Annotated in this window: 11 protein-coding genes; 7 read left to right on the top strand and 4 right to left on the bottom strand. The window is 71.1% G+C overall.

The genetic code is table 11. The features are described from left to right. Positions 1 to 31 precede the first annotated feature (31 nt). Both htpX and VGR06_RS28755 read right to left on the bottom strand, forming a co-directional pair. Positions 32 to 880, bottom strand: a complete 849-nt coding sequence (htpX, locus tag VGR06_RS28760; protein WP_327562280.1) for a zinc metalloprotease HtpX — start codon at positions 878 to 880, stop codon at positions 32 to 34. A gap of 90 nt (positions 881 to 970) precedes the next feature. After that, a complete protein-coding gene (locus VGR06_RS28755) occupies positions 971 to 1,765 on the bottom strand; it encodes a siderophore-interacting protein (RefSeq protein ID WP_327562279.1) in 795 nt (264 codons plus the stop codon). A 79-nt stretch (positions 1,766 to 1,844) separates the two neighbouring features. Here VGR06_RS28755 and VGR06_RS28750 point away from each other — a divergent pair, with 79 nt between their 5' ends. From VGR06_RS28750 to VGR06_RS28740, 3 genes are read left to right on the top strand one after another with little or no spacing between them, the layout of a single operon-like run. Then, positions 1,845 to 3,218 (top strand): amidase, encoded by a 1,374-nt coding sequence (locus tag VGR06_RS28750; RefSeq protein ID WP_327562278.1) that lies wholly within the window; start codon positions 1,845 to 1,847, stop codon positions 3,216 to 3,218. Further along, a complete protein-coding gene (locus VGR06_RS28745; RefSeq protein WP_327562277.1) occupies positions 3,191 to 3,763 on the top strand; it encodes a TetR/AcrR family transcriptional regulator in 573 nt (190 codons plus the stop codon). The genes VGR06_RS28750 and VGR06_RS28745 overlap by 28 nt, the downstream gene beginning before the upstream one ends. A 55-nt stretch (positions 3,764 to 3,818) precedes the next feature. Further along, positions 3,819 to 4,691, top strand: a complete 873-nt coding sequence (locus VGR06_RS28740) for an LLM class F420-dependent oxidoreductase (protein ID WP_327562276.1) — start codon at positions 3,819 to 3,821, stop codon at positions 4,689 to 4,691. 145 nt (positions 4,692 to 4,836) lie between these two features. Here VGR06_RS28740 and ddaH read toward each other — a convergent pair whose 3' ends face one another. Then, entirely contained in the window at positions 4,837 to 5,712 is an 876-nt protein-coding gene (ddaH, locus tag VGR06_RS28735) for a dimethylargininase (RefSeq protein ID WP_327562275.1), read from the bottom strand. Positions 5,713 to 5,785: 73 nt separating this feature from the next. Here ddaH and VGR06_RS28730 point away from each other — a divergent pair, with 73 nt between their 5' ends. From VGR06_RS28730 to VGR06_RS28715, 4 genes are all read left to right on the top strand, one after another. Further along, positions 5,786 to 6,238: an Lrp/AsnC family transcriptional regulator gene (locus VGR06_RS28730; protein WP_327562274.1), complete on the top strand. Its 453-nt coding sequence runs from the start codon at positions 5,786 to 5,788 to the stop codon at positions 6,236 to 6,238. Positions 6,239 to 6,249: 11 nt separating this feature from the next. After that, positions 6,250 to 7,008: an enoyl-CoA hydratase gene (locus tag VGR06_RS28725; RefSeq protein WP_327562273.1), complete on the top strand. Its 759-nt coding sequence runs from the start codon at positions 6,250 to 6,252 to the stop codon at positions 7,006 to 7,008. A 293-nt stretch (positions 7,009 to 7,301) separates the two neighbouring features. Then, the gene (locus tag VGR06_RS28720) at positions 7,302 to 9,218 is read left to right on the top strand and encodes a 2-oxoacid:acceptor oxidoreductase subunit alpha (RefSeq protein WP_327562272.1); all 1,917 of its coding nucleotides are present in this window, start codon (positions 7,302 to 7,304) and stop codon (positions 9,216 to 9,218) included. After that, positions 9,215 to 10,282 carry a 2-oxoacid:ferredoxin oxidoreductase subunit beta gene (locus VGR06_RS28715; RefSeq protein WP_327562271.1) on the top strand — a complete coding sequence of 356 codons (1,068 nt, stop codon included), beginning with the start codon at positions 9,215 to 9,217 and terminating at the stop codon, positions 10,280 to 10,282. Before VGR06_RS28720 ends, VGR06_RS28715 begins: the two co-directional genes overlap by 4 nt. A 135-nt stretch (positions 10,283 to 10,417) precedes the next feature. On the opposite strand, the gene VGR06_RS28710 is transcribed toward VGR06_RS28715, so the two are convergent. Next, complete coding sequence (locus tag VGR06_RS28710) at positions 10,418 to 11,746, bottom strand: LapA family protein (RefSeq protein ID WP_327562270.1); 1,329 nt, start codon at positions 11,744 to 11,746, stop codon at positions 10,418 to 10,420. Between the last annotated feature and the right edge of the window lie 38 nt (positions 11,747 to 11,784).

The following is an 11,784-nucleotide window of genomic DNA, read 5'->3' as shown; positions in this document are numbered from 1 at the left end:
CCGGATCAAGGCCGCGAGCACGACCGAGCCATTACATGTCCTCGAGGCGGCGGATGCGGTCGGCGATCGGTGGGTGGGTGGAGAAGAGGCGGGCGGCCCGCTCACCTGGGCGGAACGGGTTGGCGATCATCAGGTGGGACTGGGAGACCAGGGCCGGCTCCGGGGCCAGCGGCGCGGCGCGGGTGCCGGCGTCGAGCTTGCGCAGGGCGGAGGCCAGCGCGAGCGGGTCGCCGGTGAGGCGGGCGGCGGACTCGTCGGCCTGGTACTCCCGGGAGCGGCTGACGGCCATCTGCACGACGCCGGCGGCGACCGGGCCGAGCACCGCGAGCAGCAGTATGGCCAGCGGGTTGGGCCGGTCGTCATCGGAACCGCCGAAGAGTCCGGCGAAGAGCGCCAGGTTGGCCAGCACGCTGATGCCGCTGGCCAGTGCGCCGGCGATGCTCGAGATGAGAATGTCGCGGTTGTACACATGCGACAGCTCGTGGGCGAGCACGGCGCGCAGCTCGCGCTCGTCGAGCAGCTCGAGGATGCCGGTGGTGCAGCAGATCGCCGCGCTACGCGGGTTGCGGCCGGTGGCGAACGCGTTCGGGGCGAGCGTGGGGCTGATGTAGAGCCGCGGCATGGGCTGCCGGGCGGCGGTGGCCAGCTCGCGCACGATCCGGTACATGGCGGGGTGGGTGGCCTGCGACGCCGGCTGGGCACACATCGCCCGGAGCGCGATCCGGTCGGAGTTGAGGTAGGCGTAGCCGTTCATGAACAGCACCAGGCCGAACCCGATGATCAGCGCGGTGCGGCCGAAGAGCGAGCTGACCAACAGGACGAAGGCGCTCAGGCTGCCGAGCAGGAGCGCCGTCTTCACCCCGTTGTAGTGCCTGTGCACGTCCCGGCGCCTCCGTGGTGGTCGATTGTTCTACTTCTCCGGCAACGATTCCGGCCGGGGGGAAGTTCCTAACCAGGGGTTTCTTATCGATCAGTTCCCGCTCTGGCCGTGCCGCCAGTAGGTGGTCGGCCGGACCCGGTGCCGGGGCAGGCCGCGCTCGTCGAGCAGGTGCCGGCGCACCGCGAGCACCGCGGAGCGCTCGCCGGCCACCCACGCCTCGGTGGTCCCGGCCGGCAGGTCCAGCCCGCGGACCGCGCCGTCCAGCAGGTCGGGCCGGCCGGCGGGGCGGCCGTCCCGGTGCAGCCAGGTGATCTCGGCGTCGGCGGCGGTGGGCAGCGGCTGCTCCTCGTCGGCGCCGGCCACCTCGACCAGCACCCGGGCCCGGGCCGCGGCCGGCAGCTCCCGCAGGATCGCCGCGATGGCCGGCAGCGCGGTCTCGTCGCCGGCCAGCAGGTATGTGCCGGCGTCCGGGTCCGGCCGGTACGCGGGCGACGGGCCGACGAAGATCAGCGGATCGCCCGGCCGGGCCCGCTGTGCCCAGCCCGAGCCCAGGCCGTCCGCCGCGTGCAGCACGAAGTCGAAGTCGATCTCGCAGGCGTCCGGGTCGTGCCGGGCGACGGTGTACGTCCTGGTCATCGGCCGGGCCTTGGACCACAGGGCACGGGCCGACTCCAGGGTGAGCGGCTCGGGCAGCCGCACGCCGTCCGGATAGAAGTAGAGCATCACGTTCTGGTCGGTGCCGGCGCCGGCAAAGTCGGCGAGGTCGTCACCACCGACGGTGACCCGGGCCATCCGCGGGGTGACCCGCTCGATCCGGCGCACCGGCACCCGCCACAGCTTCACCTGCGGCCGGTGAACCCGCGCCTGCGCTGCGTTCGCACTCATCGTCACCATCTTCGCCCGCACCGAGGTGGGTATTCAAACCTGGTACTGTTCGTTCGAACGAACAGATGTGGAAAGTAAGATGACCCCTGAATTCGCCGGCTTGGAGGCGCTGGCCGGGCAGCTCGCCCGTGGCGAGGTGTCGGCCAAGCAGCTGGTCACCGACGCGCTGGCGCGGATCGAGGAGACCGCGCCGACGCTGAACGCGTTCCGCCGGGTGCGGACGGAGGCCGCGCTCGCCGAGGCCGCCGAGGCGGACCGCCGGCTGGCGGCCGGGGAGCGCCGGCCGCTGCTCGGCGTGCCGATCGCGATCAAGGACGACGTGGACATCGCCGGCGAGCCCACGGCGTTCGGCTGCGCGGGCGACTTTCCGGTGCGGGAGCGGGACTGCGAGCTCGTCCGGCTGATCAGGGAGGCCGGCGCGGTGATCGTCGGCAAGACCAACACGCCGGAGTTCGGGCTCTGGCCGGTCACCGAGGGCGAGGCGTTCGGCGTCACCCGCAGCCCGTGGAACCTCGAGCACACCCCGGGCGGGTCATCCGGTGGGTCGGCGGCCGCGGTCGCCGCGGGTGTGGTGCCGGCCGCGGTCGGCTCGGATGGCGCCGGCTCGATCCGGATTCCCGCGGCGTGGAGCCATCTTGTCGGGATCAAGCCGCAGCGCGGCCGGTTGGACCCGTGGCCGGCCACGGAGCTGTTCAACGGCATCACCACCAGCGGGCCGCTGGCGCGCACCGTCGCGGACGCCGCGCTGCTGCTGGACGTGTTGGCAGGCAACGCGAATCCGGTGTTCCGGCCGGCCGCGGACCGGCCGCCGGGACGGTTGCGCGTCGCGTTGTCGCTGCGCCCGGCGTTCACCGGCGTGCGCGGGGTCACGCTGGATCCGGAGGTCCGGGCCGCGACCGTGCGGATCGCACGAGTGCTCGGCGAGCTCGGCCACGAGATCGTCGTCGGCGATCCGCGTTACGGCGTGATCGGGTTCAACTTCCTGCCGCGATCCCTTGCCGGCGTGCACGACTGGTATCGCAGCGTTCCCGATGCCGCACTGCTCGACGTGCGCACCCGGGACGCCGCCCGGGCCGGCCGCTGGTTGCAGGGTCCGGCGCTGCGGATGTCACGGAGCACGCTCGGCTACTTCCAGCGGCGGGCGGGGCGGATCTTCGACCGGGTGGACGTGGTGCTGACGCCGACCACGGCCACGCCACCGTTGCGGGTCGGGGCCATCGACGGGCTGCGCGGCTGGGCGACCGACCGCGCGGTGATCTCGGCCTGCCCGTACGCCTGGCCGTGGAACGTGCTGGGCTGGCCGGGAATGAGCGTGCCGACCGGGCTGACCCGCGAGGGACTGCCGCTCGGGGTGCAGCTGCTGGGGCCGGCCGACAGCGAGGAGCTGCTGATCTCCCTTGCCGCGCAACTGGAACAGGTTGAGCGGTGGCACGAGCGGAGGCCGCCGCGATGAGCCCGACCAGGAGGGCGATCCTGCGTGCCGTGCTGCGGGTGATCGGCTCGGACGGCATCGGCGGGGTGACCAACCGGCGGATCGCACGCGAGGCCGAGGTGTCGCTCGGATCGATCACCTACCACTTCGACTCGCAGCAGGAGATGTTGCGCGAGGCCCTGCGCATGTTCGTGCGGGAAGAGACCGAGCGGTTGGCCGTGCTCGCGGAGTCGCGGCGGGGTGAGGTCCTGTCGCTGGAGTACGCCGCCGAGTTGGCGGAGCAGGTCGCGGAGAGCATCACGTTCGGGCGCGAGGAGATCGCTCCACTGGAGTTGTTCGTGCACGCCGGCCGGGACACCACGCTGCGGGACGCGGCGGCCGAGTGCTTCGCCGCGTACGACGAAGTGGCCGTGAGCGTCCTGCAGGGGCTCCGCCTGCCCGAGCCGGAGAAGCTGGCGGGTCCGGTGGTGGCGATGGTCGCCGGGATGCAACTGCGCCGGCTGGCGACCGGATCGACCGGCAGCACCGGGCTGGCCCACGCACTGACCATGCTCGTCCGCGGTTGACAGCTACCTGCCACCCCTTGAGCTGGAGCGCACTCCAGAACATACGCTGTGCGGCATGCGAATTGGCTTGCAGGTTCCCGATTTCACCTGGCCGAACGGGCCGGCAGCGATGGGCGCCGAGTTGGCGGCGATCGCCAGGACCGCGGACGAGGCCGGATTCGACCTGCTCGCGGTGATGGACCACTACTTCCAGATCTCGGTGGTCGGGCCGCCCGAGCATGACATGCTCGAGGCGTACACCACGCTTGGTTTCCTTGCCGCGCATACGAAGCGGGCCAAGCTGATCACGGTGATCACCGGTGTGGTCTACCGGCATCCCGGGCTGCTCGCCAAGATCATCAGCACCCTGGACGTGCTTTCCGGCGGCCGTGCGTGGCTGGGCATCGGGGCGGCGTGGAACGAGGAGGAGTCGCGCGGGCTCGGCGTGCCGTTCCCGCCCACGGCCGAGCGGTTCGAGCGGCTGGAGGAGGCGCTGCAGATCTGCCTGCGGATGTGGTCGGCCGACGAGACCCCGTTCCACGGCAAGCACTATCAGCTCGAGCGACCGCTGGACGTGCCGGCCCCGCTCACCCGCCCGCACCCGCCGATCATGATCGGCGGTGGCGGCGAGCGGAAGACGCTTCGCCTGGTCGCCAAGTACGCGGACGCCTGCAACCTGTTTCCCACGCCCGAGCTCGCCCACAAGCTCGACGTGCTCCGTGAGCACTGCGAACGCGAGGGCCGCGACTACGACACGATCGAGAAGACGGTCTACTACCCGTTCCAGCCGGGCGAGAACGGCGCGGGCGTCGGCCAGATCCTCGACCAGCTCGGCCAGTTCGCCGAGCTCGGGTTCACCACCGTCATCGGCAACCTCCCCGACGTCTGGCAACTTGGCGGGATCGAGATCATGGGCGAACGGGTGATCCCCGAGGCCGCCAAGCTCTGAGACGCCAAGGGCTTGGAGAGCCTCGCCCCGACCCACGCAACCTCAGGGGACCGTGACGGCACTCAGCCACAATCAACCTGCCAACCGCACCGTCCCCGGGACGCACCCCAAGGTCAAAATTCCGGAGAGGCGGGACTGCCAAGCTCTAGCCCCTGATCTCCAGGGTGCAGCACTTGGGGCCGCCGCCGGACTTGCGGAGCTCGGAGATGTCGACGTGCACGGGTAGGTAGCCGCGTTCCTTGAGTTGGGTGGCGAGGTCGGTGGCCTCCCACGGAAGGACGACGTTGAGGCCGTCGGAAACGCCGTTGAGGCCCAGGCACGCGGCGTCGGTGGCGGTGGCGATGACGGCGTCGGGGAACAGGCGGCGCAGGACGCGCCTCGAGCCGGCGGAGAACGCGTCGGGGTGATAGGCGATCTGGGCGGATCGCGTCGGGCCGGATTCGGTCAGCACGAACAAGGCCGTGTCGAGGTGGTAGTAGCGGGGGTCGACGAGCTGCAGGGAGATCACCGGGACACCGAGGACCTCCTGCGCCTCGGCGTGCGCGCCGGGGTCGGTGCGGAAGCCGGTGCCGGCCAGCAGCGCGCTGCCGGTCCAGGCCAAGTCGCCCTCGGCCTCGTTGATGCCGCTGGGCATGATCACATCGCGGTAGCCGTGGGCGAGGAACCAGCGCCGGAAGAACTCGGCTTCGGCGCTGCGTTGCCGGGCGCGGAAGCGGGCGCCGAGCACGCGGCCGTCGATGACGGTGCCGGAGTTGGCGGCGAACACCATGTCGGGCAGGCCCGGCCGGGGTTCGATGAGCTCGACGGTGTGGCCGAGCCGTTGGTAGGTCTCCTTGAGGGCCGTCCACTGCCGCACCGCGAGCTCGGTGTCGACCGGCCGGTCCGGGTCCATCCACGGGTTTATCGAGTACTCGACGGCGAAGTACGTGGGCGGGCACATCAGGTAGTGGCGGCGGGTGGGCTGGCGGAGCTCGACCGGAATGACGATCGAAGCTGCCTCGGGTGCGGGGACGGTCGTCATGATTCCAATGTATGGTCGGCCGAGATGTGCGATCAATATCGCTGAGCGCTCAGTTTGCGGCAGAATGTTGCGTGTGGACTCGATAGATCAGCGAATCATTGCGCAGCTGGTTGCCAACGCGCGGGCCAGCTACGCGGAGATCGGCAAGGTGGTCGGTTTGTCCGCGCCCGCGGTGAAGCGCCGGGTGGACCGGCTGCTGGAAACCGGGGTGCTGCGCGGGTTCACCGCGGTCGTCGACCCGGAGGCGCTGGGCTGGGGCACCGAGGCGTTCGTCGAGGTGCACTGCCGGGGCAACGTCACGCCCGACCGGATCCGGGCCCGCCTGCTGCCGCTGCCCGAGGTGGTCGCGGCGTACACGGTCTCCGGTGCCCCGGACGCGGTGGTGCACCTGCGGGCGGCGAACATCCACCACCTCGAGGACGCGCTCGAACGCCTGCGGGCGGTCGACATGATCGACCGGACGGTGTCCACGGTCGTGCTGTCCACGCTGCTGGAGCGCCCACCCGCGCCGGAGCCGCCGGTCTAGGGTTGCCGGACATGAACGTGCTTCTGGAGCGGCGCGGCGGTGTGGCGGTGCTGACGCTGAACGACCCGGACCGCCGCAACGCCTTGACACTGGCCGGTTCCGCACGGCTGGCCGACCTGGTGGCCGGGTGTGAGCGGGACCCGGACGTGCACGCGGTGGTGATCACCGGGGCGCCGCCGGCGTTCTGCGCGGGGGCCAACCTCGGCGAGCTCGGCGCGGCGCACGAGGAGGGGCTGCGGAGCATCTACGCCGGGTTCCTCGCGGTGGCCGGATGCACGCTGCCGACCATCGCCGCGGTGGGTGGTGCGGCAGTGGGCGCGGGCCTGAACCTGGCGCTGGCCTGCGACGTCCGGCTGGCCGGGCCGCGGGCGCGGTTCGACGCCCGGTTCCTCCAGCTCGGCATCCATCCGGGTGGAGGCATGACCTGGATGCTGCAACGGGTCGTGGGCCCGCAGACGGCGCTGGCGATGACCGTGTTCGGCCAAACGCTCGACGCGGACACGGCCGAACGGCGGGGTCTCGCCCTCCAGACGGTCGACGGTGACCACGCCGCGCTCGTGGACGCCGCCGTCGCACTCGCCGGTCCGGCGGTCGCGGCGCCGCGCGAGCTCGTCGTCGCGACCAAGCGGACCCTGCGCACCACGGCCGGCCTGACCGAGCACGCGGATGCGGTGGAGGTGGAGCTGACCGCCCAGCTCCATTCGATGAAAAGCCCGGCGTTCACAGAGTTGCTGGCCGCTATGCGGGAAAAGATCTCCGGCTCCAGCTGACCCGCGCACCTCCCGCGGGCCCGCTGGAGGTTCACAATTGACGTTGAGGGCAGTTCGCGCTGGCCTCACCTGACGACATAACTGTGATCTGCGACGCGTCTCGGTGGTGTGCTGCCGGACTGCGCTTACGGTGCCTACCGTGCGTACCACGGAGTGGGACCGCTCATCAGCGTGGATAACAGCCGCGGGCCGAGGAGCGTTGAACGGAGTGTGAAGCGAAGGCAGCCGATACGCGGGGGCTAGGCTGAGAAGTGGGCAGCGGACAAGCTGCCACAGAGAGGGATCGACAAGCCATGAGCACCACCGTGGATGGTGATCTGGACGGGGGTAACGGCGCTCTAGGGGGCACTCGACGCACCGAGCTCCGCAGGCTGGACCGAGTGGTCATCAGGTTCGCCGGCGACTCCGGTGACGGCATGCAGTTGACCGGTGACAGGTTCACCTCCGAGGCCGCCGCGTTCGGCAACGACCTCGCCACCCTGCCGAACTTCCCCGCCGAGATCCGCGCACCCGCCGGCACCCTGCCCGGCGTCTCCAGTTTCCAGTTGCACTTCGCCGACTACGACATCCTCACCCCGGGCGACCGGCCGGACGTGCTGGTCGTGATGAACCCGGCCGCGCTCAAGTCCAACATCGCCGACCTCCCACCTGGTGGGATGGTGATCGTCAACACGGACGAGTTCACCAAGCGCAACCTCAGCAAGGTCGGCTACGCCAGCGACCCGCTCGAGGACGGCTCGCTCGACCGCTACCAGGTGCACAAGGTCGCGATGGCCACGCTCACCCGCGGCGCGCTCGAGCAGACCGGACTGTCCAAAAAGGACGCCGAGCGGGCGAAGAACATGTTCGCGCTCGGGCTCCTGTCGTGGATGTACCACCGGCCCACCGAGGGCACCGAGCGGTTCCTGCGCGAGAAGTTCGCCCGCAAGGCGGACATCGCCGAGGCCAACATCCTGGCCTTCCGGGCCGGCTGGAACTACGGCGAGACCACCGAATCCTTCGCCGTCACCTACGAAGTCGCGCCCGCCGCGCTCCCGTTCGGCACCTACCGGCAGATCACCGGGAACACCGCGCTCGCGTACGGCATCGTGGCCGCCGGCCAGCGCTCCGGGCTGCAGGTGCTGCTCGGCTCGTACCCGATCACCCCGGCCAGCGACATCCTGCACGAGCTGAGCAAGCACAAGAACTTCGGCGTCACCACCGTGCAGGCCGAGGACGAGATCGCCGGCATCGGCATCGCGCTCGGCGCGGCGTACGGTGGCTCGCTCGGCGTCACCTCGACCTCCGGCCCGGGCATCGCGCTGAAGTCCGAGGCGATCGGCCTGGCCGTGATGTCCGAGCTGCCGCTGCTGGTGATCGACGTGCAGCGCGGCGGCCCGTCCACCGGCCTGCCGACCAAGACCGAGCAGGCCGACCTGCTGCAGGCCATGTTCGGCCGCAACGGCGAATGCCCGGTGCCGATCGTGGCGCCGCAGTCTCCGGCGGACTGCTTCGCCATCGCTCTGGAGGCGGCGCGGATCGCGCTCACCTACCGCACTCCGGTGCTGCTGCTCTCCGACGGCTCGATCGCCAACGGCTCGGAGCCGTGGCTGATCCCCGACGTGGACGCGTTGCCGGACCTGCGGGTCACGTTCGCCGCCGAGCCGAACGCCCTGGACGGCACCGACGAGCACTGGCCGTACGTGCGCGACACCGAGACGCTGGCGCGCGAGTGGGCGATCCCCGGCACCCCCGGCCTCGAGCACCGGATCGGCGGGCTGGAGAAGGCCGACGGCAAGGGCAACATCTCCTACGACCCGGACAACCACGACCGCATGGTTCGGCTCCGCCAGGCCAAGGTCGACGGCGTCGAGGTGCCCGATCTGGAGGTGGACGACCCGTCCGGCAAGGCCAGGGTGCTGGTGCTGGGCTGGGGGTCGACCTACGGCCCGATCGGCGCGGCCTGCCGGCGGGTGCGCAACGCCGGCCTCGACGTGGCGCAGGCGCACCTGCGCCACCTCAACCCGTTCCCGCGCAACCTCGGCGACGTGTTGGCCGCCTACGACCGGGTAGTCATCCCGGAGATGAACCTCGGCCAGCTCGCTCTGCTGCTGCGCGGCCGGTTCCTGGTGGACGCGATCTCGTACACCAAGGTCGCCGGGCTGCCGTTCAAGGCCGAGGAACTGCAAGGGGTTCTGACTGACCACGTGAAGGGGGTGACGGCCGCATGACCGCCGTCGACCTTGGTCTGCCCGAGCTGTCAGGGCTTGTGGGAGTGCCCACGACCGACGAGAAGCAGACCGCCAAGGACTACAAGTCCGACCAGGAGGTCCGCTGGTGCCCCGGGTGCGGGGACTACATCGTGCTCAATGCGATGCAGGCGTTCATGCCGACGCTCGGGCTCAAACGCGAGAACATCGTGTTCGTGTCGGGCATCGGGTGCTCGTCCCGGTTCCCGTACTACATGAACACGTATGGGATCCACTCGATCCACGGGCGCGCGCCGGCCATCGCCACCGGGATCGCGGTCACCCGGCCGGACCTGTCGGTCTGGGTGGTCACCGGTGACGGCGACGCGTTGTCGATCGGCGGCAACCACCTGATCCACACCTTGCGGCGCAACGTCAATCTCAAGATCCTGCTGTTCAACAACCGGATCTACGGGTTGACCAAGGGCCAGTACTCGCCCACCTCCGAGGAGGGCAAGGTCACCAAGTCCACCCCGATGGGCTCGCTGGACCACCCGTTCAACCCGATCTCCCTGGCCCTCGGCGCGGACGCCACGTTCGTCGCGCGCACGCTGGACAACGACCGGGCGCAGCTGACCGAGGTGCTCGCCGCCGCGGCCGCGCACCGGGGCAGCGCGTTCGTGGAGATCTACCAGAACTGCCCGATCTTCAACGACGGCGCGTTCGACATGCTCAAGGAGCCGGGCGAGAAGGAGCAGCGGCTCATCCCGCTGACGCACGGCGAGCCGATCCGCTTCGGCGCCAACGGCGACTACGGCGTGGTGCGCACCGGCTTCGGCGGGCTCGAGGTGGCCAAGGTGGTCGAGGTCGGCGAGGACGCCCTGGTCGTGCACGACGCCACCCTGGACGACCCGAGCTACGCCTTCGCCCTCTCCCGGCTGTCCACCCAGGACCTCTCGCACACCGTCACCGGCATCTTCCGCAACGTCGCCCGCCCCAGCTACGACGACCAGGCCCGGGCCCAGCTCGCCGCCGCCCGCGAACGCAAACCCGGCGACCTGCAGGGTTTGCTGCGGGGCAAGGACACCTGGACAGTCGCCAGCTAGCAGTCCCGCCTCTCCGGGATTTAACTGCTGTCGTTGCGACCCGGGATTCGGTGCGGTTGGCAGATTGATTGTGGCTGAGTCGCGTCACGGTCCCCTGAGGTTCCGTTGGTAGGCACGCGGGTCGTCAGCCGCTTCTTATCCGACGGGGCGGAAGCCGACGCGTTCGGCGTCGGCGGCGGTGCGGAACCAGACTTCGGCCACGGTGCGGCCGAACTGGGGGGACTCCGGGGTGCAGTAGCGGAGGGCGGTGACGCTCGCCTTCACCGTGAACTCCGGGGACGGGGAGGCGCCGCCGGGGAGCGGCATGGCGGAACCGGGGCCGAACGGGCCGGGGGCGCTGGGACGCGAGCCGGTCGAGCTGCTGGCCTGGAGGCGGTTCGGGGGCGGGGGCGTCTCACTTTGGCCGCTCTCGGCGGGGATGATCGGCTCGAACAGCGACCGCAGGCGCTCGCTGCCCGTGGTTGACGCGGTGCTGAGCGACACGGCGGGGGTGACGGTCTGCACGCCGAACGGGTGGCGGTGCTGCGGTTTGGCCGGAACCCGCTTGGGCAGGGCGGTTTGCGAGCGCTCCGGCTCGACGGAGAGGCCGGACATCAGGCGCGTCTCGGTCTCGCTGCGGCTGGTCAGCTCGGCCACGGTGGTGGACCGGTGCCCGCGGGTGGCGGGCAGCGGCTCGGGGTCCGGCTCGGCCGGGGTCTCCTCGGGCTCGGGCCGGGACGAGCCGTTGGTGCCGAGCCGAACCGGTTCGAACGCGGCCGGGCGGGCGGCGGGCTCGGGCCGGGTCTGCGGTTGCGGGGGCGGAGTGGGCAGCGCGGCGGTGACGGCGGCCGGGCCGCCCTCGTCGGCCAGGTCGTCGACGAGCTTGTCGTCGGACCGGGCGTGCGCACCGGTCGACTCCGGCTCGGGCGACGGGGCCTCGTCGAGCTGGCGGATCAGGGCGGCCGGGATCGGGGTGGTCCGCTGGGTGAAGACGGTGCCCCGCTCCTCGTCCTCGTCCTCGTCGGCGTCCTCGTCATCGACCAGGCGCCGGTCGGGCTCGGCGGTTTGCTCGTCGAACCAGTCGCGGCCCGGCCCCGGCTCGGCGGGGGCCTCGCCGACCACACCGGTCTCCGCGGACAGGGACAGTGCGCCGCGCTCCTCGGCCGCCTCGCCGTACGGGACCGACGGCACGTTCTGCACGCCGGGCAGCGCGTAGGCCCGGGTGAGCGACTCCGCGCGAATCTCGTCGACGGGGTCACCAAAGCCCGGCACCATGCCCTGCGCCGCCGACGGCCCGGCCGGCTCAGCGGCCCGGGCCCGCTCCGCGGCGGCGCTGACCTTGACGTCGGCGCGCACCGCGGCCAGCCGGCTCTCCAGCGCGCTGATCCGCCTGCGCACCGGCAGGACGACCAGTACCCAGGTCAGGATCGCGCCGAGCAGGAAGGCCGCAAGGCTCCATAACCAGACCTGCCCGAAGATCGGCATCGCCTAACTCCCTTCAGGGTCAGGCCACCCCGGCCCAC

Origin of the sequence: Actinophytocola sp. (assembly GCF_036002505.1) — a bacterium.
Classification (GTDB): Bacteria; Actinomycetota; Actinomycetes; order Mycobacteriales; family Pseudonocardiaceae; genus DASYTH01.
Note: the sequence above shows the minus strand (reverse complement) of the source record. Positions and strands in the feature narration are given on the sequence as shown.